19 protein-coding genes are annotated in these 22,169 nt (G+C 65.6%); 15 read left to right on the plus strand and 4 right to left on the minus strand.

All coding sequences use genetic code 11. From position 1 onward, the window contains the following. Nucleotides 1-1,845 (minus strand): ABC transporter ATP-binding protein/permease, encoded by a 1,845-nt coding sequence (locus E5554_RS04645; RefSeq protein WP_136186097.1) that lies wholly within the window; start codon nt 1,843-1,845, stop codon nt 1-3. Between the two features lie 271 nt (nt 1,846-2,116). On the opposite strand from E5554_RS04645, the gene E5554_RS04650 reads away from it, so the two are divergent. Continuing rightward, nucleotides 2,117-2,437: a hypothetical protein gene (locus E5554_RS04650; protein ID WP_037519480.1), complete on the plus strand. Its 321-nt coding sequence runs from the start codon at nt 2,117-2,119 to the stop codon at nt 2,435-2,437. Between the two features lie 674 nt (nt 2,438-3,111). Here E5554_RS04650 and E5554_RS04660 read toward each other — a convergent pair. Together E5554_RS04660 and E5554_RS04665 are read right to left on the minus strand one after the other, a co-directional pair. Beyond that, nucleotides 3,112-3,678 carry a pseudouridine synthase gene (locus tag E5554_RS04660; RefSeq protein WP_136186098.1) on the minus strand — a complete coding sequence of 189 codons (567 nt, stop codon included), beginning with the start codon at nt 3,676-3,678 and terminating at the stop codon, nt 3,112-3,114. Continuing rightward, nucleotides 3,666-4,877 carry a cupin domain-containing protein gene (locus E5554_RS04665; protein WP_136186099.1) on the minus strand — a complete coding sequence of 404 codons (1,212 nt, stop codon included), beginning with the start codon at nt 4,875-4,877 and terminating at the stop codon, nt 3,666-3,668. Before E5554_RS04665 ends, E5554_RS04660 begins: the two co-directional genes overlap by 13 nt. 72 nt (nt 4,878-4,949) lie before the next feature. Here E5554_RS04665 and E5554_RS04670 point away from each other — a divergent pair, with 72 nt between their 5' ends. The 7 genes from E5554_RS04670 (at nt 4,950) to E5554_RS04700 (ending at nt 14,878) form a co-directional block, all read left to right on the plus strand. Next, a complete protein-coding gene (locus E5554_RS04670; protein WP_136186100.1) occupies nt 4,950-5,489 on the plus strand; it encodes a molybdenum cofactor guanylyltransferase in 540 nt (179 codons plus the stop codon). 125 nt (nt 5,490-5,614) lie between these two features. Then, entirely contained in the window at nt 5,615-6,916 is a 1,302-nt protein-coding gene (locus E5554_RS04675; RefSeq protein WP_136186101.1) for a cation:proton antiporter, read from the plus strand. Nucleotides 6,917-6,963: 47 nt separating this feature from the next. Continuing rightward, nucleotides 6,964-8,475 (plus strand): tryptophan halogenase family protein, encoded by a 1,512-nt coding sequence (locus E5554_RS04680; RefSeq protein ID WP_136188254.1) that lies wholly within the window; start codon nt 6,964-6,966, stop codon nt 8,473-8,475. A gap of 282 nt (nt 8,476-8,757) precedes the next feature. Beyond that, on the plus strand, nt 8,758-11,784 hold the full coding sequence (locus E5554_RS04685; RefSeq protein ID WP_122129920.1) for a TonB-dependent receptor: 3,027 nt from the start codon (nt 8,758-8,760) through the stop codon (nt 11,782-11,784). Between the two features lie 150 nt (nt 11,785-11,934). After that, the gene (locus E5554_RS04690; protein ID WP_136186102.1) at nt 11,935-12,645 is read left to right on the plus strand and encodes a SapC family protein; all 711 of its coding nucleotides are present in this window, start codon (nt 11,935-11,937) and stop codon (nt 12,643-12,645) included. Then, nucleotides 12,642-13,655 (plus strand): cupin-like domain-containing protein, encoded by a 1,014-nt coding sequence (locus E5554_RS04695; protein WP_136186103.1) that lies wholly within the window; start codon nt 12,642-12,644, stop codon nt 13,653-13,655. Before E5554_RS04690 ends, E5554_RS04695 begins: the two co-directional genes overlap by 4 nt. A gap of 77 nt (nt 13,656-13,732) precedes the next feature. Further along, nucleotides 13,733-14,878, plus strand: coding sequence for a glycoside hydrolase family 43 protein (locus tag E5554_RS04700; RefSeq protein WP_136186104.1), 1,146 nt, complete (start codon nt 13,733-13,735; stop codon nt 14,876-14,878). Nucleotides 14,879-14,923: 45 nt separating this feature from the next. Here E5554_RS04700 and E5554_RS04705 read toward each other — a convergent pair whose 3' ends face one another. Further along, nucleotides 14,924-16,060 carry a Gfo/Idh/MocA family oxidoreductase gene (locus tag E5554_RS04705; protein WP_136186105.1) on the minus strand — a complete coding sequence of 379 codons (1,137 nt, stop codon included), beginning with the start codon at nt 16,058-16,060 and terminating at the stop codon, nt 14,924-14,926. A gap of 126 nt (nt 16,061-16,186) precedes the next feature. On the opposite strand from E5554_RS04705, the gene E5554_RS04710 reads away from it, so the two are divergent. From E5554_RS04710 to E5554_RS04740, 7 genes are all read left to right on the plus strand, one after another. Next, nucleotides 16,187-16,555, plus strand: a complete 369-nt coding sequence (locus E5554_RS04710; RefSeq protein ID WP_136188255.1) for a c-type cytochrome — start codon at nt 16,187-16,189, stop codon at nt 16,553-16,555. Beyond that, the gene (locus tag E5554_RS04715) at nt 16,552-17,616 is read left to right on the plus strand and encodes a sugar phosphate isomerase/epimerase (protein WP_136186106.1); all 1,065 of its coding nucleotides are present in this window, start codon (nt 16,552-16,554) and stop codon (nt 17,614-17,616) included. The genes E5554_RS04710 and E5554_RS04715 overlap by 4 nt, the downstream gene beginning before the upstream one ends. Nucleotides 17,617-17,684: 68 nt before the next feature. Continuing rightward, nucleotides 17,685-18,977 (plus strand): MFS transporter, encoded by a 1,293-nt coding sequence (locus E5554_RS04720; RefSeq protein ID WP_004209522.1) that lies wholly within the window; start codon nt 17,685-17,687, stop codon nt 18,975-18,977. Continuing rightward, nucleotides 18,974-19,888 (plus strand): TIM barrel protein, encoded by a 915-nt coding sequence (locus E5554_RS04725; RefSeq protein ID WP_136186107.1) that lies wholly within the window; start codon nt 18,974-18,976, stop codon nt 19,886-19,888. Before E5554_RS04720 ends, E5554_RS04725 begins: the two co-directional genes overlap by 4 nt. An 18-nt stretch (nt 19,889-19,906) precedes the next feature. After that, entirely contained in the window at nt 19,907-20,758 is an 852-nt protein-coding gene (locus tag E5554_RS04730; protein WP_136186108.1) for a DUF1080 domain-containing protein, read from the plus strand. Next, nucleotides 20,755-21,318: a gluconate 2-dehydrogenase subunit 3 family protein gene (locus tag E5554_RS04735; RefSeq protein ID WP_004209525.1), complete on the plus strand. Its 564-nt coding sequence runs from the start codon at nt 20,755-20,757 to the stop codon at nt 21,316-21,318. The genes E5554_RS04730 and E5554_RS04735 overlap by 4 nt, the downstream gene beginning before the upstream one ends. Next, nucleotides 21,315-22,163, plus strand: coding sequence for a sugar phosphate isomerase/epimerase (locus E5554_RS04740; RefSeq protein WP_136186109.1), 849 nt, complete (start codon nt 21,315-21,317; stop codon nt 22,161-22,163). Before E5554_RS04735 ends, E5554_RS04740 begins: the two co-directional genes overlap by 4 nt. Nucleotides 22,164-22,169: the final 6 nt, after the last annotated feature.

Genomic DNA, 22,169 nt, shown 5'->3' on the forward strand with positions numbered 1-22,169 from the left:
TTATTGCGGGGCGACCTCGAACATATCCTCGATGCCCGGCTCCTGCGGCATGTCGTCGCGTTCGGTCGCCTGGCGCGCCCACATGGTGGCGTAGAGACCGTCGGCGCGGACCAGATCGGCATGGCGGCCGCGCTCGACGATGCGGCCCGCGTCCAGCACGATGATCTCGTCGGCATCGACCACGGTCGACAGGCGATGGGCCACGACCAATGTCGTGCGCTTGCGGCTGATGTCGCGCAGCACGGTCTGGATTTCGGTCTCGGTGCGACTGTCGAGGGCGCTGGTGGCTTCGTCCAGCACCAGCACCGGCGGGTCTTTCAGCAGGGTGCGGGCGATGGCGACGCGTTGCTTCTCGCCGCCCGACAGCTTGAGGCCGCGTTCGCCGACGCGGGTGTCATAGCCCTGCGGCAGGCTCATGATGAAATCATGGATCGATGCCGCCTTGGCTGCGGCCTCGATTTCATCCTGACTCGCGCCTTCGCGGCCATAGCCGATATTATAGCCGACCGTGTCGTTGAACAGGACCATGTCCTGCGGCACGATGCCGATCGCGGCGCGCAGCGAGGCCTGCGTCACGGCGGATATGTCCTGCCCGTCGATCGACACGGTACCGCCCTGAATATCGTAGAAACGGAACAGGATACGGGCGATGGTCGACTTGCCCGCGCCCGACGGGCCGACGATGGCGAGCGTCTTGCCCGCCGGCACCGCGAAGCTGACGCCATGGAGGATCTCGCGCTCGGGATCATAGCCGAAGCGGACAGCATCGAAGCGAACCGCGCCGCCCGCCACCTGCAGCGCCGGGGCGCCGGGCGCGTCGGCCACCTCCGTCTCGGTATCGATCAGCTTGTACATCGCCTCCATGTCGATCAGGCCCTGGCGGATGGTGCGATAGACCATGCCGAGCAGGTCGAGCGGGCGGAACAGCTGCGACAACAGCGTATTCACCAGCACCACGTCGCCGGTCGAGAATTGCCCCCGGCTCCAGCCCCAGACGGTATAGGCCATCGCCCCGCCCATCATCAGGTTGGTGATCAGCGACTGGCCGATATTGAGCCAGGCGAGGCTGTTTTCCGACTTTACCGCCGCCTTGGCATAGCGGCGCATGGCGGTGCCGTAGCGCCGCGCCTCGCGCTCCTCCGCGCCGAAATATTTGACCGTCTCGAAATTGAGCAGGCTGTCGACGGCATGGGCGACGGCGCTGGTGTCCATGTCCACCATGTCGCGGCGTAGCTGGTTGCGCCATTCGGTGACGAGCCGGGTGAACCAGATATAGAGGGCGACCATGGCCAGCGTCGCGGCGACCAGGCCGGGGCCGAACTTCACCAGGAAGATGGCGCAGACGGCGAGCAGTTCCAGCACCGTCGGCGCGATGTTGAACAGCAGGAAATAGAGCATCGTGTCGATACTCTTGGTGCCGCGCTCGACGATCTTGGTGACGGCGCCGGTGCGCCGGTCGAGATGGAAGCGCAGCGACAGGCGGTGGAGATGGACGAAGACGTCGTCGGCTAGGCGTCGGCCCGCTTCCTGCCCGACCTTCTCGAAAATGGCGTTGCGCAGATTGTCGAACAACACGCCGCCAAAGCGCGCGCCGGCATAGGCGACGACCAGCGCCATGGCGAGGCCGGCGGCCGGCTCCAGCCCCGGCGCCATCCGGTCGATCGCGCCCTTATAGGCGAAGGGCATGGCGAGGGTGACGATTTTGGCCAGCGCGACCAGCGCCAGCGCCACCGCGACCCGGCGGCGCAGCGCCGGCGCATCGGCCGGCCAGAGATAGGGGATGAAGCGCCGCAGCGTGGCCCAGGCGGGCGGAAGGGGCGTGGAATCGGGCGTGGCTGGGGGCATTTGTCGCTATTTAGGGCATGACGGGCGGCAATCCAGTGGCGCGGGCATCCGGCCGGCCACGCAAAAGTGTCCCTTGTTGGAGATCATCCGCTTAACTTCGCACATTTCCCGCACATTCTGACATTTTCTTGCGCCCCGCCGATCCTATCGAAAAGTCGGGAACCGGGTGGCAAGGATAGCAAAGCGGGCTGCTGTAGGACAGCATCTTGCCCCGATGCGGCGCCCATGGCAGGCTTCGCCTCCGTCATCCTTCCCCGACAAGGAGCACGGCATGGAACCCTTTAGTGTGGCGCTGGCCCCCGAACGACTGTGGCAGGCGATCAATCCCCTGACTTGGACGCAGAGCGGTGGCCAGGTCGGCCTCATCAATATCGCGCTCGGCCAGACGGCACGTCCCGACATAGAGCGCACGGTGCTGAACGAGGTCGGCAGCTATGGCCGGCAGATCGGCCGGATCGGCGACGCGCTCGAAGTGCTGATCCGCCATTTCGAGACCAGGGATCTGCCACAGGCGGAGCGTGATGCGCTGACGATCCTGATGGGCCAGCTGGCCGAGGTCCGCAAGGTCAAGGCGCGCGAACGGGAGGGGTGATAGGGGGTGGGAACAAGGCATAGCCCCTCCCTCCCAGGGAGGGGTTGGGGTGGGTTGCGAGCGTAGCGAGCTTCTGCCCTATCGACCGTAGACCGCCGCTACGCGGCGCACCCACCCCCAGCCCCTCCCTGGAAGGGAGGGGAGTAGGGAACAGCCGCTTCTGCTCGAAGCCTGCCAATCCCCACAGGCGTCATCCTGACGACAGTCAGGATCCATTCTGCACTGCGCCAGATAGGGATTGCTGAATGGATTCCGGATCAAGTCCGGGATGACGACGAGGGAGAGGGCAGCATTGGGCCGTCAGCCATCAATGACGGGAGATAGTCGCTTCCGCTCATCCCCAGCAATGTCGCGCCGGACGCGACCCGATCGCGCGCGCGGCCGTCATCGCCCACCGCTTTCCTATTCGCCCTGTCTCTGGTCTACCCTTGGCGATGCGACAGCGCGTTCCTTCGTCACCCCGTCTTCTCCATCCGGCGCCTGCCCGGCGCGTAACCGGTGCGTGGGTGTGGCGTCGGCGGCGCGCGGCGGGGGCGATCCGGGCGCGGTGCGCGGACCCGCCCCCTGTTGGAGGTGACGCGTCATGGATGCGCGACCGGCGCGTCGCAGGGGCAAAGCCGGCGCAAAAGGCCCTAAAAGCCCGTTTACACTGTGAACTTCGGGAGAGGCGTCTTCTATCGGCCCTGGCGCAGGATCGCCGGCGCCTCCCGCCAGGTGCCCGGCGCGATGTCGTCGATCGTCCAGTCGCCGATGCGCCAGCGGACCAGGCGCAGGGTCGGCAGGCCGACCGCCGCGGTCATGCGCCGAACCTGCCGATTGCGCCCTTCGCGAATGGTGAGGCGCAGCCAGCAATCGGGCACGCTCTTGCGAAACCGCACCGGCGGGTCGCGCGGCCACAGCGCGGGATCGTCGATCCGCTCGACCTCCGCCGGCAGGGTCATGCCGTCCTTCAGCTGCACGCCGCGCCGCAGCGCCGCCAGCGGCGCGTCGTCGGGGTCGCCCTCCACCTGCGCCAGATAGGTTTTGGGCATCTTGAAGCGCGGGTCGGCGATGCGCGCCTGCAACCGGCCATCATCGGTCAGCAGCAGCAGCCCTTCGCTGTCGAGGTCGAGCCGGCCGGCGGGATAGACGCCGGGCTGGTCGACATAATCGGCCAGGGTCGGGCGCGGCGGGCCGGTGCGCTCGTCGCTGAACTGGCACAGCACGCCATAGGGCTTGTTGAGGAGGATCAGTCGTCCCACGCGTCGTCCTCCTCATCCTCGAACGCGATGCTGCCCTGATTATGGAGCAGCACCAGCAGGGCGATCGCCGCATCGTCGTCGGCCAGCGCCGGATCAAGCTCCAGCGCCTCGTCCGCGCACAATTGCTCCGCCAGCACCGCGCTGGCACCGATGCAGTCATGCGACGCGCCATCGACGAACAGCATGATGGCCTCTTCCGCCCGGACGAAGGCGAAGCGGCTGGCCGGATTGCGGCGCAGGGACGCGCCTTCCGCCACCAGCGCCTGCATGGATGCGGCGTCGATCGCTTCTTCGGGTGCCCAGTCGATCTCGGGATATTTGCGGGTGCTGCTATATTCGCCGAACCAGCGGGCAAAGCCGGCGGGATCGGCCAATTGCTCCAGCACCATCGCCTGCAACCGGGCCAGCGCGGCCGGCGCGATCTCGCCGGGATTGGCCTGGCGCGCCAAGGCGGGGTCGGCATAGCGATCATCCTCGCCCAGCCCTTCGAGCAGCCGGTCGGTCCAGCCCTCGATCAGTTCGCTGCGCGCCGGCGCACGGAAGCCGACCGAATAGGTCATGCAATCATCGCCCACCGCGACGCCATCATGGGCGATGCCGGGCGGGACATAGAGGATGTCGCCGGGTTCCAGCACCCATTCGTCGGTCGCGTCGAATTCGGCCAGCAGGCGCAGATCGGCATGGGGGCGCAGCGGGCTGTTATCGTCGCACATCTGGCCGATGCGCCAGCGGCGGCGGCCCGCGCCCTGGATCAGGAAGACGTCATATTGGTCGAAATGCGGGCCGACGCCGCCGCCGTCGCTGGCATAGCTGACCATGACATCGTCGATCCGCCAGTCGGGGATGAAGCGGAACGGGGCGATCAGCGCCGCGACATCGGGCACCTGATGATCCACCGCCTGCACCAGTAGGGTCCAGGGGCTGGTGCCGAGCGCGGCGAAGCGATCTTCGGCCAGCGGCCCCTGTTCCATTTTCCAGTCGCCGTCCGCCTGCACCACCAGCCGCGACTCGACGCCCTCCTCGCAGGCGAGGCCCGCCAGTTCCTCGGGCGCCAGCGGGTTGGTCCATTGCGCCCAGGGATTGCGGATCAGCAGCGGTTTTTGCTGCCAATAGTCGCGCAGGAACAGGTCGATATCGAAATCATGCAGATGCATCGGGGTCTCGCCGGGAAGGGGCGGCGCGCGGGGCGCGCCTGCCATCGGCCCGAACCCTTGCCCCTGTGCCCTGCCAATGTCAAAGCGGATGGGACCGGATCGGCAGGAGGGGCGGGCATGGCCAGGCTGTTGGGGGCGATAATGGCGGGCGGACGCGCGACCCGCTTCGGCAGCGACAAGGCAGCGGCGCTGCTCGACGGGCGGCGGCTGATCGACCATGCGATCGATGCGCTGTCCCCCCATGTCGCCGCGATCGCAATCTGTGGCCGGGCCGAGGAAGGACATCTGAGCCTGCCCGACCGGCCGGGGCCGGACATGGGGCCGCTGGGCGGCCTCAACGCCGCGCTGCATCATGCGCAGGCCCATGGCTTTGACGGCGTGCTGACCAGCGGCTGCGACATGCCCTTCTATCCGGCCGATCTGCCCGCGCTGCTGATCGGCGAGCGGGCCGCGATCCTCGATGGCCAGCAACTGCTCGGCTGGTGGCCGGCGGCGCTGGCGCCCGAACTGGACGCGCATCTGGCGGAGGATAACAACCGGTCGATCCGGGGCTGGCTGGCGCGGATCGATGCGCGCACCGTGACGCTGCCGGGGTTGGTCCTGCCCAACATCAACCGGCCCGATGATCTGGCCGCGATCCGGCGCGATCGGGGGTAGCGCTCCCATTTTTTGCGGCGGGGTGCGAAAAACACTTGTCCCCCCGCGCCATCCTGCCATTGTCCAGCGCGTCGGATGCGGGGAACGGGGATTCCCATGCACCGGACAGGGGCAAGGAGGGGTGCATGGATCTGGTCCATGTCGGCGCGGCGTTGGCGGTGCAGATGGTCGTCATTCTTGGCGCCTGTCGCCTGTCCGGCGGGCTGGTCGGCCGGTTCCTGCGCCAGCCACGGGTGATCGGCGACATGATCGCGGGCATCCTGCTTGGTCCCTCGCTGCTTGGCTGGCTGGCGCCGCAGGCCCAGGCGCTGCTCTTCCCGATCGAGACTCGGCCGCTGCTGCAATTTGTCGCGCAGGCCGGCATCGGCCTCTACATGTTCCTGGTCGGCCTCGGCTTTCGCCGCGCGCATTTCCATCTTCAGGCGGGCAGCGCCGTTGCGGTTTCGTTGTGCGGCATCATCGCGCCCTTTCTGGGCGCGGTGGCGCTGACGCCCTGGCTGTCGGCCATGGGGCTGTTCGGGCCGACGGTCACGCCGTTCGAGGCGACCCTGTTCATCGGCGTCGCCATTTCCATCACCGCCTTTCCCGTGCTGGCGCGGATCATCCGCGAACGGGGGCTGGGCGGCACGCCGCTGGCCGCGCTGGCGCTGTCGGCCGGGGCGATCGACGATGCGATCGCCTGGTCGATCCTGGCGATCCTGCTCGCCTGCATCGGCGCGGACGGAATGATCGCGGTCCGGGCGCTGGGCGGCGGCGGGCTGTTCGCGATCGTCATGCTGTTCCTGGGCAGCCGGCTGCTGGCGCCGCTCGCTCGCTGGGCGGAGCGGGAAGGGCGGGTCACGCCGGCCATGTTGCTGGTCGTGCTGCTGCTGTTCGGCGGTTGCGCCTGGGCGATGGACATGGCCGGACTGCATGCCGTGTTCGGCGGCTTCCTGCTGGGGGTGGCGATGCCGCGCGGCATCCTGTCGCAGGGGCTGGCCCGCAGGCTGGAACCGATGACCATCGGCCTCCTCGTGCCGATCTTCTTCACCGTTTCCGGCCTCAATACGCAGGTGACGATGGTCAGCAGCCTGTCGCTGGCGCTGGTTGCGCTGGCGATCCTGGCGGCATCGATCCTGGCCAAGGGGGGCGCCTGCTGGGCGGCGGCGCGGCTGACCGGGCAGGACAATGTCACCGCGCTCGCCGTCGGCGCGCTGATGAATGCGCGCGGGCTGATGGAATTGCTGGTCATCAATATCGGCCTGCAGCGCGGCATTATCGGGCCGGAACTGTTCGCGATGCTGGCGCTGATGACGATCGTGACGACGATGATGACGGTTCCGGCGATCGACCGGCTGGCACGCCGGAAGGGGCTGGGCGGCCCGATCGCCGACGGGCCGGACGATGACCCCACCGCGCGCGCCGTCGCCACGCCCGGTGCTGCCTGACCGATGCGGCGCCCCATCCTGTTTTCCCTTCCGCTGGAATGACCGACATGCATGCAGATTTTCCGACGTCCGACCGGGTGGTGAAGCGGGTTGTCGTCGCCGGCGGCGGCACTGCCGGCTGGGTGACGGCGACCGCGCTGGTCCGCCATCTGGGGCCGCTGATCGACATCATACTGATCGAATCCGACGCGATCGGCACCATCGGCGTGGGCGAATCCACCGTGCCGACCTTCCGCGGCTTCCACCAGTTGATGAAGATCCGCGAAGACCGCTTCATGGCCGAGGCGCAGGCGACGGTGAAGCTGGGCATCGAGTTCAAGAATTGGGGGCAGATCGGCGACCGCTATATCCACCCGTTCGGCACGATCGGGCTGCAATGGAGCTGGATGGCCGATTTTCACCATTTCTGGCTGTATGCCAGGGCGCAGGGCTTTGGCGGCGAGCTGGGCGAATATTGCCTGGAATGGGTGGCGGGCGAGGCCAATCGCATGTCGCTCAGCAGTTCGGTCGCGCCCAGCTATGCCTATCATATCGACGCGGCGCGCTATGCCCGCTTCCTGCGCAGCCTGGCCGAGCCGGCGGGGGTGAAGCGGGTCGAAGGCAAGATCCGCAATGTCGAACTGGCGCCCGAGAGCGGCCATATCGCGGCGTTGGTGCTGGAATCGGGCACGCGGATCGAGGGTGACCTGTTCATCGACTGCACCGGTTTTCGATCGCTGTTGCTGGGCGAGGCGCTGGGTGTCGGCTTCGAGGATTGGGGCCAGTGGATCCGCACCGACCGGGCGGTCGCGGTCCAGTCCACCTCCGACGGCCCGGCCCAGCCTTATACCTCGGCGATCGCGCATGAGGCGGGCTGGCGTTGGCGCATCCCGCTGCAGCATCGCGACGGCAACGGCTTCGTCTTCACCAGCGATTTCATGTCCGACGACGAGGCGCATGCCCGGCTGCTGGCGGAGATCGAGGGGGAACCGATCGTCGACCCGTGGCTGGTGCGGTTCAAGACCGGTACCCGGACCAGGGCCTGGCACAAGAACTGCGTCGGCCTGGGGCTGGCCGGCGGCTTTATCGAGCCGCTCGAATCGACCAGCATCCACCTGATGATGGCGGCGGTGACGCGGCTGATCGAGGATTTCCCCTTCCACGGGTTCGACGACGCGCTGCTCGACCATTTCAACCGCAAGTCACGGCTGGAGTTCGAGAATATTCGCGACTTCATCATCCTTCACTATCATGTGACCCAGCGCGACGATTCCCCCTTCTGGGATCATTGCCGGACGATGGAGATACCCGACAGCCTGAAGGAAAGGCTGGCGCTGTGGCAGGAAAATGGCCGCGCCTATCAATTGGGGCATGAGCTGTTCCGCGTCGACAGCTGGTCATCGGTGCTGCTGGGTCAGGGCATGCACCCGCGCGGCTATCATCATGTCGCGGCGATGATGCCCGAACCGCAGCTGCGCGAGGAACTGGCGCGGATGCGCAAGGACATTGCCGGGGTCGTGGCGGAGATGCCCAGTCATCGCGAATTCCTGCGCCGCTATTGTCCCGCAGAATTGGTCTAGTCAAAAAATGCGCATCGGTAGAATATTTTTTGCAATGCACAATAAAACATAAAAAACCATTATTTTCAGTAAAATATAAATCTGTAAATCAAACCCTTAGGGACTTTAACCGATTATAGCATCATAATTGACAACGCTGGCCATTAGGCTAGCATGAACGTCCAATAAGGATCGATGTGGGCGAGCTGTTAAAAAAGGGAGGATTCTGAAATGGGCTTACCATATTCCAGATTCATGCGTTGCGCGTCTCTGATAGCGCTAACGTATAGCGTTACACCAACGGTGGCGCAGGCGCAGGACGCTGCCGTCCAGAATGCCGAAGCCGACATCATCGTCACCGGCGTGCGCGCCAGCCTTGATCGCGCGATCGACATCAAGCGCAATTCGAGCGGTGTGGTCGATGCCATTTCGGCCGAAGATATCGGCAAGTTCCCCGACACCAACCTGGCGGAATCGCTGCAGCGTATCACCGGCGTGTCGATCGACCGCGTCAATGGCGAAGGCTCGCAGGTCACGGTCCGCGGCTTTGGCGGCGGCTTCAACCTGGTGACGCTGAACGGGCGCGCGCTGCCATCGGCCAATGTCACCTCCGTCGGCGGCGACCAGAATGCCGATTATTCGTCGGGCACCAGCCGCTCCTTCGACTTCGGCAATCTGGCGTCGGAAGGCGTCAGCACGCTGGAAGTCTACAAGACCGGTCGCGCGGCGATCCCGTCGGGCGGCATCGGCGCGTCGATCAACGTCGTCACCCGCAAGCCGCTCGACGCGCGCGAGGCGGGCTTCAGCGGCACGATCGGCGTCAAGGCGCTCTATGACACCAGCGTCGAAAAGAGTCTGAGCGACCCGGCCAAGATCACGCCCGAAGCATCGGGCCTGCTGAGCTGGCGCGACGAGAATGAAGTGTTCGGCGTGTCGATCTTCGGCAGCTATCAGAAGCGCAATTTCTCGACCCGCGGCGCGACCGTCAACAACTGGAACATCCGCCGTTACAGCCAGTTCGCCGATCCGGCCAACGGCTTCGTCAACGCCAATACCCAGATCAGCAACGCGCCCACCGACCCGAATACTTTGGTGTCGGTGCCCAATGACAGCAGCTATTATTATTCGCAGGGCTCGCGCGAACGCATCAACGGATCGGCGGTCATGCAATTCCGCCCGACCGAGACGCTGACCTTCACCGCCGACGCACTGTTCGCCCAGAACAAGCAGCGGGAACAGCGCGCCAGCCAGGGCAACTGGTTCAACCGGCCCTTCGCCCAGGTGGAGTTTGACGGCAATCCGGTGGTCGCCACGACCAGCTATCTGCAGGAGAATATCGCCGGCGTGAAGGACGCGGCCTTCGAACAGGCCGAACGCGGCGTGCGCAACCGGCTGCAGGATTATGGCCTGAACGCCAAGTGGGAGATCAACGACCGCGTCACTCTGTCGATCGACGGCCATACTGGCCTGGCGCAAAGCTCGCCCGACAATCCCAATGGCGTCAGCTCGACGCTGGTGGGCCTGGGCGCGCCGATCGTGGCGTCGCAGTCGGCCGATTTCAGCGGCGTCATCCCGGTCCAGTCGATCACCATAAACGATGCCCTGCGCGGCAATGGAAATGGCGTGCTGGATCTGGGTGATCTGGGGTCGCAGATGGGCCGCACCGTGTCCTCGGCGCAGCGCCAGCGGCTCAACGAGATCCGCGCCGACCTGGGCTGGGAACTGGATGATGGCGGCAGCCGCTTCGATGTCGGCGCCAATTACCGCACGTCCAAGATGCGCCAGACCCGCACCCAGACGCAGCAGACACTGGGCGACTGGGGCATCAGCAATGTCGGCGATATCGCATCGGTCGCGCCGGGTGTGCTGCAGGAATATTGCCTGGTCTGCAAGTTCGACAATTTCGATGCCAAGGGTCAGGGCGCGACGCTGACCGCCTTCCAAGGCAGCGCCGTCGATCTCTATAATGCGCTGTCGCCTTATTATGCCCAGCGCGGCAACGCCATCGGCATCACCCAGCAGGAAGATAACCGGGTCAAGGAGGATATCTGGTCCGCTTATGGCCAGTTGACCTGGAAGGGCGAACTGGCGGGCCGTCCGGCATCGCTGGTGGTCGGCGCACGTTACGAACGGACCAAGGTGCGTTCGACATCGCTGGTGGCGGTGCCACAGGCGATCAACTGGGTATCGGATAACGACTTCACCCTGGTGGTGTCGGATGAGGTCCAGCCGGTTTCGGACAGCGGCAATTACAACAACTTCCTGCCCGCGATGGACTTCCAGATCGAGCTGGCGAAGAATTTCATCGGTCGCTTCTCATTCAGCAAGACCATTGCCCGGCCCGATTATGGCAATCTGTTCGTGGCAAGCTCGGTCGGCACCCCGCCGCGGCCGATCGCGCTCGGTGGCTTTGCCACTGGCTCGACCGGCAATGCCCGCCTGTCGCCGCTGATTTCCGACAACCTCGATCTGTCGTTCGAATGGTATTACAAGCCATCGAGCTATATTTCGGCGGGCGTGTTCGAAAAGCGGGTGCAGAATTTCGTCGGCACCGGCCAGACGACGCGCAACCTGTTCGGGCTGCGCGACGTCAGTTCGGGCGCGGCGGGATCGCGATCGGGCACCGCACTGGCTGAACTCAAGCGGCTGGGTGCGGACCCGAGCGACGTCAACCTGTTCACGATGACGGCATTGCTGCAGCAGCAGGGCAATATCGATGCCGCGTCGCAGCAGTTCCAGGCGAACTATTCGAACGGCGCGCTCAGCCAGGCCTTCATCGACCAGGTGCTGACCGAAGTCGACCTGACGCCGGACGCCAATGACCCGCTCTACGATTTCGAGGTCACGCAGCCGATCAACAACCGGCAGGGCAAGATCTGGGGCTTCGAACTCGCCGCCCAGCATTTCTTCGGCAATACCGGTTTCGGTGTGTCGGCGGCCTATACGCTGGTCCGGGGTGACGTGGGCATCGATGTCGGCGCCGATCCGAGCGAGGACCAGTTCGCGCTGGTCGGCCTGTCGGATACCGCCAACGCCACGCTGATCTATGACAAGAACGGCCTGTCGGCCCGTCTCGCCTATAACTGGCGCGACAAGTTCCTGCAGTCGGCCAATCGTGGCGGCGGCGATCGCAACCCGGTGTTCGTGCGCCCGTTCGGTCAGCTCGATCTCAACATCAGCTGGGATGTGTCGGAACAGTTTGCCGTCTCGTTCGAGGCGATCAACCTGACCGAGAGCGACATCCGCACCTATGGCCGCGACAAGAGCAACCTGTGGTATGCGCAGGAGCTGGACCGTCGCTTCCTGCTGGGTGGGCGCTTCCGCTTCTAAGGGGGTGAGCCCGGGGCCGTCCTGCCGGGCGGCCCCGACTTTCACGATTGCGTCGGGCGGACTGCATCGGGGCGGGCCTCGCAAAGGGCTTTTCCTGCGCCGCCGACGCCCTACTATGGCCGCCCGTTCATGCGGCACGCCGGATATTCCATGACCAGCACGATGATACTCGATCCCATCACCCATGCCGCGCTTCGGGTCGCACCGGGCAATGGCGCCGCCTTCGGGGATGCCGTCAACCAGACCCTGATCTTCCCGACCGAGATCGACGCGATCCAGCGGGAATATCCGATCCTGATCCAGCGCGATGCTCAGGGCATCTGGCAGCTCACTGCGCTGCTGGGGTTCGATCGCGACGAAAATCTGTTTCTCGACGCCGGGGGCTGGACCGCACGCTATGTGCCCGCCATCCATCGGCGCGGCCCTTTCCTGATCGGCATGCAGCAGCGCGACGGCGAAGATCATCCGGTGATCCATGTCGACCTGGACGATCCGCGCGTCGGCGCGGCGGGCGAAGCGTTGTTCCTGCCCCATGGCGGCAACGCGCCCTATCTGGACCATGTCGCCGATGCGCTGCGCACCATCCATGAAGGCCATGGCCTGAGCGCGCCGATGTTCACCGCGTTCGAACAGGCCGGGCTGCTGGCGCCGATCGCACTGGACATCGCGATCGATGACGCGCAGCGCTATGACATTGCCGGTCGCTTCACCATCGATGCCGATCGGCTGGAGGCGCTGGATGGTCCGACGCTGCAGGCGCTGCATCAGGCGGGCCTGTTGCAACTGGCCTATGCGATCCGTTCCTCGCTCGCCAATATCGAGGATCTGATCCTGCGCAAGCGGGCGCGGCAGGCGGCGTGACGCTGCGCCAGACCCGGCGGATTGCCGCCAGCGACCTGACGCCTGGCTGGCTCGACGATCTGATGGCGGCGCAGAGGCCGGTTGTGATCGGCGGACTGGTCGATAACTGGCCACTGGTCGCGGCCGGGCGACTGTCGGCGCAGGCGGCGATGGACCGATTGCTGGCCAATTATGGTGGCGCGCCGGTCACCGGCTATGTCGGGGCGCGGGGTGCCGGGGGCCGCTTCTTCTACAATGATGAACTGACCGGCTTCAATTTCGATCGCGGACAGGCGCCGCTGCCCCATTATCTCGATAGGATTCGGGCGGATCCAGGTGGCGACGGACCGGCCATCTATATCGGGTCGACCGATGTCGACCGCTATTTCCCCGGCCTGCGCGCCGACCATGACCTGCCCGGCCTGTTCGGTGCGGCAGTGCCGACCGTCAGCCTGTGGATCGGCAACCGCACGGTCGCCGCGACCCATTATGACAGCTCGCACAACCTGGCCTGTTGCCTGGTCGGGCGGCGGCGCTTCACTTTGTTTCCGCCCGATCAGGTGGGCAATCTCTATCCCGGTCCGCTGTCGCCGACGCCCGGCGGCCAGGTGGTCAGCATGGTCGATCCGGCCGCGCCCGATCTGGCCCGTTATCCGCGCTTTGCGCAGGCATTGGCGGCCGGCGAGGTAGCCGAACTGGAGCCGGGCGACGCGCTCTTCTACCCGGCGCTCTGGTGGCATCAGGTCGAGGCGCGCGACGGCTTCAACATCATGATGAACTATTGGTGGGACGCCGTCCCCGACTTCATCGACACGCCGATGGCGACGCTGCTGCACGGGCTGCTCAGCATCCGCGAGCGGCCGGAGCCCGAGCGCATGGCCTGGCGCGCGCTGTTCGACCATTATCTGTTCGGACCAGCGCAGGATGCGCGCGACCATCTGCCCGACCATGCGCAGGGGCCGTTGGCGCCGCTGACGCCGCTGGAGGCGCGACGCCTGCGGGCGATGGTGATGCAGCGCCTCAACCGCTGAAAGGGCGGCGCCAATCGAGCGTTGCACGCGATTTATGATAACGCTATCAATTGCGCAAATCGCAAGGAGAGGATGATATGACGATCAAGCGCGGAATGTGCCTATACGCATGGCCGCTGGCCCTGGGACTGGCGCTCGCCGCCTGCCAGCAGGCGCCGGAACAGAAGGGCGAACAGAAGGCTGAACAGCCGGCCGACAATGCCGCGGGCGGCAAGCGCGATGCGTCCGAATATCTGTCCCAGCCGCTGGTCAGCGACATCTACACCGCCGACCCGTCCGCCCATGTGTGGAACGGCAAGATCTATGTCTATCCCAGCCACGACATTGACGGGCCGACGCCCGAGGATGACCTGGGCAGCCATTTCGAGATGCGCGACTATCATGTCCTGTCGATGGACAAGATCGGCGGGCCGGTGACGGTTGGGCCGGTGGCGCTGGACGTGAAGGATGTGCCCTGGGCCGACAAGCAGATGTGGGCGCCCGACGCGGCCTACAAGAATGGCACCTATTATCTCTACTTCCCGGCCAAGGACAAGGAAGGCGCCTTCCGCATCGGCGTCGCCACGTCCAAGGATCCGATGGGGCCGTTCAAGGCGCAGCCGCAACCGATCAAGGGCAGCTATTCGATCGATCCGGCCGTCTTCACCGACGCCGACGGGCAGAGCTATATCTATTTCGGCGGCATCTGGGGCGGCCAGTTGCAGCGCAATATCGGCGGGAAATATGATCCGGACGGGTCGAAGACCGACCTGAAACAGGATGACAAGCCGGCGATCGCGCCGCGCGTCGCCAGGCTGAACGGCGACATGCTGGAATTTGCCGAAACCCCGCGCGAGATCCAGATCCTGGACGACAAGGGCAAGCCGCTGCTGGGCGGCGACCATGATCGCCGCTTCTTCGAGGCGTCATGGATGCACAAGCATGATGGCAAATATTATTTCAGCTATTCGACCGGCGACACCCATTATCTGGTCTATGCCGTCGGCGATTCCCCTTATGGCCCCTTCACCTACAAGGGCCGCATCCTGGAGCCGGTAGAAGGCTGGACCACCCATCATTCGATCGTCGAATGGGGCGGCAAGTCCTGGCTCTTCTATGCCGACAGCCAGTTGTCGGGGCAGACCCGCCTGCGCAACGTCAAGGTGACGGAACTGCGCTACAATGCCGATGGCAGCATCCAGACGATCAATCCGCTGCTGCCCAAGAAGGGCGCTGCGCACTGAGGATTGAGGGAAGCGCGGCGATCATGTCGCGCTTCCCCTTTCATGTCATGCGCCGGGCAGCGCGGTCCATTTGGCGTCGCCCGCCGCATTGGCGATGACGGTTTCGACGAAGCCCATGGTTTGCAGACCGTCGCCGACCGACGGGAACCAGGCTTCGCCGCCCCGGATGCGCGTGGCGAAAGCGCGATAGAGATTGGCGAACGCCTCGATATAGCCTTCGGGATGGCCGCTGGGCGTGCGCAGCAGCGGCAGGGTCGAGGGTAGCAGGCCCGGTCCGGCCGCGCGCAGCACTTCGGCCGGCCGATCGAGCCAGCGCAGGGTCAGTGTATTGGGTTCCATCTGCGCCCATTCCAGCCCGCCATGTTCGCCATGGATGCGCAGCTTCAGCCCATTTTCGTCGCCGGCCGCGACCTGCGTGGCCTTGAGGATGCCGCGCGCGCCATTGTCGAGCCGCAGCAGCACATTGACATCGTCGTCGAGCCGCCGTCCCTCGACATGGATGCTGAGGTCGGCGCAGATTTCGCTGACGCGCAGGCCCGGCACATGTTCGGCCAGATGAAAGGCATGGGTGCCGATGTCGCCCAGGCAGCCGCCCAGGCCCGCACGGGCCGGATCGGTGCGCCATTCGGCCTGCTTGTTGCCGTCGCGGTCGATCGCCTGGCTGAGCCAGCCTTGTGAATATTCGACCTGCACCAGCCTGATCCTGCCGAGGTCGCCACGCGCGACACGCGCCCGCGCCTCCTCCACCAGAGGATAGCCGCTATAGGTGAAGGCGAGGCCGAAATGCCGGCCCGAGCGTTCGGCAGCGGCCGCGATCTGGCGCGCTTCGGCCAGATCGAGCGCCATCGGCTTTTCGCAGAAGACATGGAAGCCCGCGTCAAGCGCGGCGATCGCCATCGGCGCATGGAGATGATTGGGCGTCACGATCGACAGGGCATCGATCCGCTCATCCGCCGGCAGCGCCTGTTCGCCCGCCAGCAGCGCGTCGAGCGAATCATAGGTGCGCGCCGGATCGATTCCCAGCGCCTCGCCTGAACGCCGGTTGCGATCCGTGTCGCCGCTGAAGGCACCGGCCACCAGTCGCCAATCACCATCCAGTGCCGCGGCAGCGCGGTGGATCGCGCCGATAAAGGCGCCTTCGCCACCGCCGACCATGCCCAGACGCAACGCTTTTCCCGCCATCCTCTTCTCCTTCGTAATTAGTCGACAGACCGTTCATTCTGCCTCTTGATCTTCCGATCATATTGGAACAGTTTACCGGTAAATAAAAGCCACAGACAAGACGGAGAGTCGAGGGTGCACAGGGTAATCGGCTTCGGCCTGGTAGCGCTCGCAACGGGCGCAGTGATGATCCCCGCCATATCGAGCCAGGCGCAGACCGCACCAGCGGCACCGCCGGCCTTCAACGCCTGCCGTGCCTGTCACAGCGTGCAGCCCGGCGGCAAGAGCGGCCTTGGCCCCAATCTGGTCGGCGTCGTCGGCCGCACCGCCGGCACCCTGGCCGGCTTCAACTATTCCCCCGCGCTCAAGGCGTCGAAGCTGAAATGGGACGAGAAGGCGCTGGACGAATATCTGGCATCGCCGACCAAGAAGGTGCCCGGCAGCCGCATGCCCATTTCCACGCCCGATCCGGCCAAGCGCGCCGCGATCATCACCTATCTCAAGAGCGTGAAATGACGGCGGCGAAGGGCGCGATGCGCGGCCCGGCCATCTTCCTGGCGCAGTTCATGGGCGGTGCCGCCCCGTTCGATAATCTGGACAATGCCGCGCGCTGGATGGCGCAGGCGGGCTATAAGGGCATTCAGGTGCCCAGCAACGATCCGCGCTGCATGGACCTCAAGCTGGCGGCGGAAAGCCAGGATTATTGCGACGATCTGATCGGCCGCTGCCGCGAGGCCGGGGTCGAGATTTCGGAGCTGTCGACCCATTTGCAGGGCCAGTTGGTCGCGGTCCACCCGGCCTATGACGCGGCATTCGATGCGTTCGCGCCGGCCGAACTGCGCGGCAAGCCGGCCGAGCGGCAGGCCTGGGCGGTCGAGCAGCTGAAGCTGGCGGCCGTGGCCAGCCGGCGACTGGGGCTGAAGGCGCATGCGACCTTCTCCGGCGCTCTGGCCTGGCCCTTCGTCTATCCCTGGCCGCAGCGGCCGGCGGGTCTGGTGGAAGAGGCGTTCGCCGAACTGGGGAAGCGCTGGCGCCCGATCCTGGACGCGTTCGATGAACAGGGGATCGACCTCTGCTACGAACTGCATCCGGGCGAGGATCTGCATGACGGCCTGACCTTCGAGCGATTCCTGGATGCGGTCGGCGGCCACAAGCGCGCCAATATCCTCTATGATCCCAGCCATTTCGTGCTGCAGGCGATGGACTATCTGCAGTTCATCGACATCTATCATGAACTCATCAGGATGTTCCACGTCAAGGATGCGGAGTTCAACCCGACCGGTCGTGCGGGCGTCTATGGCGGCTATGCCGACTGGGTCGACCGGCCCGGCCGCTTCCGCTCGCTGGGCGACGGCCAGGTCGACTTCACCGGCATATTCTCGCGCCTGACCCAATATGGCTATGACGGCTGGGCCGTGCTGGAATGGGAATGCTGCCTGAAACATCCCGAGGATGGCGCACGCGAAGGCGCCCCCTTCATCGAGGCGCACATGATCCGCCGGCCCGAACGGGCCTTCGACGATTTCGCAGGGGGCGGTGATCCCGCCAACAACCGGCGCTGGCTGGGGCTCAGCTGACGCCGCAACCGACGATAGACACATGTCCCGACCGGAAGGCCGGCGGGACCAAAGGGAGAGGAGCCGACATGACGGCGATTAACCGGCACAGACTTTTCTGGCTGAGCGTCCTGGCGCTGTTCACCGCCTCGATGAGCGCATCGCTCCGCGCGGCGGTGGCGAGCAGCCTGAAGGCGGAATGGATCGACCCGATCGCCCCGATCGCGGCCGGCGAGATGATCGGCGCGGCGCTGGGATCGGCCTTCCTGGGCTTTTCCATCACCGTCTTCGTCGTCAGCGCCTTTCTCGACACGATCGGCATCCGCCGCGTGCTGATCGGCTGCGGCATCGCCTTCCTGATCGGCACGACGCTGATCGTGGGCGCGGGCAGCATGGCCACCGGCATGACCGTCTATCACCTCGTATGGCTGGGCATGCTGCTGTCGGGCATCGGCTGGGGCTTCGCCGAAGCGTCGATCAATCCGCTGACCGCCCGCCTCTATCCCGAGGATACGACCCATCGCCTGAACGTGCTGCACGCCTGGTATCCCGGCGGGCTGATCGTCGGCGGCCTTGCCGGCGTGTTCCTCGCTTCGGCGCTGCCCTGGCAGGCGATCATGGCGCTGGCCTATATCCCGGCCATCGGCGTCGTTTTGATCGCGTCCACCACCCGCTTCCCCGCGCCGCCTGCCACCGCCGGCAGCCGGGCGATGAAGGACATGATGCTGGAAGTGGTCCGCCGCCCCAGCTTCTTCATCTGGTTCGGCGCGATGTTCCTCACCGCCTCGTCCGAACTGGCGCCGGGCCAGTGGCTCGACGTCGCGCTCAGCAACCGGGTCGGCATGCGCGGCATTTTGCTGCTGGTCTATGTCAGCGCGCTGATGTTCGTGTTCCGCCATTTTGCCGGACGGATCGCCGGCCGCCTGTCCAACCCCGGCCTGCTCTGGGTATCGAGCCTGCTCGCCGCGATCGGCCTGTTCATGCTGTCGCAGGCGCAGTCGCCCGCCTCCGCCATCCTCGCCTCCACCGTCTGGGGCCTGGGCGTATGCGCGATGTGGCCGACGATGCTGGCGTCGGTGGCCGAACGTTATCCGCGCGGCGACGCCTGGGCGCTGGGGCTGGTGGGCTCGGCCGGCGCGCTTGCCAGCTTCTTCGTGCTGCCGCGGCTGGGCGAGATGTTCGACCAGGCCAAGGTGGAACTGGCCGGCGGGCCGGAGGCCTTCACCCGCCTGACCGGACCGGCGCTGCGCGCGGTGGAGGATGCGGCGGCGTCGCAATCCTTCGCCCGCCTCGCCTTCGTGCCGCTGATCCTGCTGGTCGTGTTCGGGCTGATCTGGCTGTCCGACCGGCGCGCCGGTCGCCGGGCGGAGGCCGTGGCATGAAGCTGTCGCGCAGAAACCTGATCGCCGCCGGCGTCGCCGCAGCCGCCAGCCCCGCCATCGCCGCTGCGGCCGGCAAGGGATCCTCCAATGCCGCCCGCTTCTCGCTCGGCTACGCCCCGCATGAAGGCAGCTTCGCCAGCCGGGGCGGGTTGCTGGAGCAGATCGCCTATGCCGCCGACCAGGGCTTTCGCGCCTGGGAGGATAATGAGGCCCGCAAGCGTCCGATCGAGCAGCAGGAGGCCATGGCCAGGGCGCTGGCGCAGCGCGGCATGACCATGGGCGTGTTCGTCGCCAGCATGCCCAAATGGGCGGAGTTCCGTCCGCTGCTCGGCAGCAATGACGATGCCGAGCGCGAAGCCTTCCTGGCCGACGTCCGCACGTCCGTGGAGGTCGCCAAGCGCCTCAACGCGAAACATGCGACCGTCGTCACCGGCTTCATGGACCGCAAGGTGCCGCAGGATATCCAGACCGGCCGGATCATCGATTGCATGCGCCGCGCCGGCGACATCGTCGCGCCGCACGGCCTGACGCTGGTGATGGAGCCGCTCAATACGCGGATCAACCATCCCGGCGTCTATATGCAGTCGATCGCCCAGGGCTATGCGGTGGCGCGCGGCGCCAACAGTCCGGGCGTCAAGATATTGGCGGACCTCTATCATGAGCAGATCCAGTCCGGGAACCTGATCCCGACGCTGGAGGCCTGCTGGGCGGAGGTCGGCTATATTCAGTTCGGCGACAATCCCGGCCGCAAGGAACCGGGCACCGGCGAGATCAACTACGCCAATATCGTCCGCTGGCTGCGGGGCCGCAATTATGGCGGCGTGATCGGCATGGAACATGGCAATTCGCTGGCCGGACGCGAGGGCGAGGACCGGCTGGTAGCCGCCTATCGCGCCATCGACCAAATATAGGATGAGAGGAGGACGAGGATGAAAATCATCCCGACTGGCTTTGCAGGGACGAGTATCGCGCTGGCCACGGCTCTGCTGGTGGGCACAGCGGCGCAGGCGCAAGACAAGCCTGGCAAGCTGGGTTTCAAGGATACGCCGATCCTGCCCGGCGGCAACTGGCACGTCCATGATCCCGATCGCCCCGCCCCCACCGTCGTTACCCCGGCGGCACAGGCCGGCGGCGCACCGTCCGACGCAACCATCCTCTTCGACGGCAAGTCGCTCGACGCATGGCGCGGCGAGCGTGGCCCCTGGACGCTGGAAAAGGGGATCATGACCATCCCGCCCCGCAGCCAGAGCGGCGGCGAGAACAACCTGATATCGAAGCAGGAATTTGGCGACGTCCAGCTGCATCTGGAATTTCGTTCGCCCAATCCGCCGACCAAAAGCTCGCAGGATCGCGGCAATAGCGGCATCTGGTTCATGCAGCGCTACGAAGTGCAGATCCTGGATGGCTATCAGAACCCAACCTATGCCGACGGCACGGTCGGCGCGGTCTATGCCTGGAAGCCACCACTGGTGAACCCCTCGCGCCAGCCGGGCGAATGGCAGAGCTATGACATCATCTTCGAACGGCCGCGCTTTGCCGCCGATGGCAGCCTGGTCCGGCCGGCCTATGTCACCGCCCTGCTGAACGGCGTGCTGGTGCAGAATCATCAGGCGATGCTGGGCACCACCAAATGGCGGTCGATCGCCCAATATCAGGCCCATGGGGACAAGGCGCCGATCCAGTTGCAGGATCATGACAGCCCCGTGTCCTTCCGCAACATCTGGGTCCGGCCGCTGCCGGACGAAGCCATCGCACAGGATCTGAAGGGAGCAGGACAATGATGGACCGCAGACATGCGCTGGCGGGCATGGTCGCCATGTTCGGCGCCGGGCTGTTCGCACCGCTGGCGCGCGCCGCCGGGGTGATGCCGGCCGCCGGCGTGATCGACCAGGGCGCGCCCAGCCTGCAACTGTTCACGCCCGATCAGCGGGCGCTGATGACCGCGCTGTGTGAACGCATATTGCCGGCGACCGACACGCCCGGCGCGATCGAGGCTGGCGTCCCCGCCTATATCGAGAAATTGCTGGCGGACTGGTCGGTGGCGGAGGATCGCGATCCGATCATCGCCGGCCTTGCCGAAATCGATGCGCGCAGCTGGCAGGATTACAAGATCCCCGCGACCAAGGCATCGGCGGCGCAGCATGACGCGCTGCTGACCCTGGCGATGAACGACCAGATCCCCAAGGGCGAGGAGTTTTTCGAGGCGTTCCGCCAGATGGTGATCGTGGGCTATTACACGTCCGAGATCGGGATCACCCAGGAACGCGAATATCTGCCGGTGCCGGGCGAATATAACGGCGCCTTCCCCTATTCCCAGGTCAACAAGGTCTATTCCGCATGAACCTCAACCGTCGTTCCATGATGCTGGGCGCCGGCGGCCTGGCCGCCCTCGCCGCCTCTCCCTTCGCCGCGCAGGCCGCCAAGGCCTCCGGCAAGATCGCCAGCGTAGGCCTGCAGCTCTACACCGTGCGCGAGCTGTTCGCCGCCGATCCGGTCGCCACCTTGGAGAAGGTCGCCAAGGTCGGCTATCGCGAGGTCGAATTTGGCGGTGGCGGCTATGACGCCATGGACCACAAGCTGCTGCGCAGCACGATGGACCGGCTGGGCCTCACCTGCCCGTCGCTGCACATCGGCTATGACGCGCTGCTCGACAAGTTCGATGCCAGCGTGGCCATGGCGAAGACGCTGGGCGCGGGCACCGTCGTCCTGCCCTATATGGTCGACAAATATCGCAATGCGGAGGCGTGGAAGGCCGCGCTGGTCAACATCAACCGCTTCGGTGCGCAGCTCAAGGCCGCGGGCCTGGGCTTTGCCTATCATAATCATGATTTCGAATTCACCACCAAGCCGGACGGCGTCAGCCTGTTCGACCAGCTGGTGAAGGCGTGCGACCCAGACCTCGTGAAGATCGAACTGGATCTCTACTGGGCGATCTATGCCGGGCAGGATCCGCAGGCGCTGATCCGCAGCCTGGCCGGCCGCATCTATTCCTATCATGTGAAGGATATGCGCGCGGACCGCAGCATGACCTCGGTCGGCAGCGGCACGGTCGATTTCGCCGCGATCTTCAAGCTCAACGCCATCGCCGGCGTCCAGCATTTCTATGTCGAGAATGACCAGGCGCCCGCGCCCTATATTCCCGATATCACCAAGAGCTTCCAGACGCTGCGCGCGCTGCGCTTCTGACCACTA

Source organism: Sphingobium sp. PAMC28499 (assembly GCF_004795815.1).
Classification (GTDB): domain Bacteria; phylum Pseudomonadota; class Alphaproteobacteria; order Sphingomonadales; family Sphingomonadaceae; genus Sphingobium; species Sphingobium yanoikuyae.

Bases quoted from the DNA above. Each gene is read 5' to 3' on its own strand.
- E5554_RS04715 (WP_136186106.1), top strand. From the start codon at position 16,552: ATGACGGCGGCGAAGGGCGCGATGCGCGGCCCGGCCATCTTCCTGGCG.
- E5554_RS04725 (WP_136186107.1), top strand. From the start codon at position 18,974: ATGAAGCTGTCGCGCAGAAACCTGATCGCCGCCGGCGTCGCCGCAGCC.
- E5554_RS04665 (WP_136186099.1), bottom strand. From the start codon at position 4,877: ATGGCAGGCGCGCCCCGCGCGCCGCCCCTTCCCGGCGAGACCCCGATG.
- E5554_RS04740 (WP_136186109.1), top strand. From the start codon at position 21,315: ATGAACCTCAACCGTCGTTCCATGATGCTGGGCGCCGGCGGCCTGGCC.
- E5554_RS04675 (WP_136186101.1), top strand. From the start codon at position 5,615: ATGGATCTGGTCCATGTCGGCGCGGCGTTGGCGGTGCAGATGGTCGTC.
- E5554_RS04670 (WP_136186100.1), top strand. From the start codon at position 4,950: ATGGCCAGGCTGTTGGGGGCGATAATGGCGGGCGGACGCGCGACCCGC.
- E5554_RS04700 (WP_136186104.1), top strand. From the start codon at position 13,733: ATGACGATCAAGCGCGGAATGTGCCTATACGCATGGCCGCTGGCCCTG.
- E5554_RS04720 (WP_004209522.1), top strand. From the start codon at position 17,685: ATGACGGCGATTAACCGGCACAGACTTTTCTGGCTGAGCGTCCTGGCG.
- E5554_RS04730 (WP_136186108.1), top strand. From the start codon at position 19,907: ATGAAAATCATCCCGACTGGCTTTGCAGGGACGAGTATCGCGCTGGCC.
- E5554_RS04705 (WP_136186105.1), bottom strand. From the start codon at position 16,060: ATGGCGGGAAAAGCGTTGCGTCTGGGCATGGTCGGCGGTGGCGAAGGC.
- E5554_RS04650 (WP_037519480.1), top strand. From the start codon at position 2,117: ATGGAACCCTTTAGTGTGGCGCTGGCCCCCGAACGACTGTGGCAGGCG.
- E5554_RS04645 (WP_136186097.1), bottom strand. From the start codon at position 1,845: ATGCCCCCAGCCACGCCCGATTCCACGCCCCTTCCGCCCGCCTGGGCC.
- E5554_RS04680 (WP_136188254.1), top strand. From the start codon at position 6,964: ATGCATGCAGATTTTCCGACGTCCGACCGGGTGGTGAAGCGGGTTGTC.
- E5554_RS04735 (WP_004209525.1), top strand. From the start codon at position 20,755: ATGATGGACCGCAGACATGCGCTGGCGGGCATGGTCGCCATGTTCGGC.
- E5554_RS04690 (WP_136186102.1), top strand. From the start codon at position 11,935: ATGACCAGCACGATGATACTCGATCCCATCACCCATGCCGCGCTTCGG.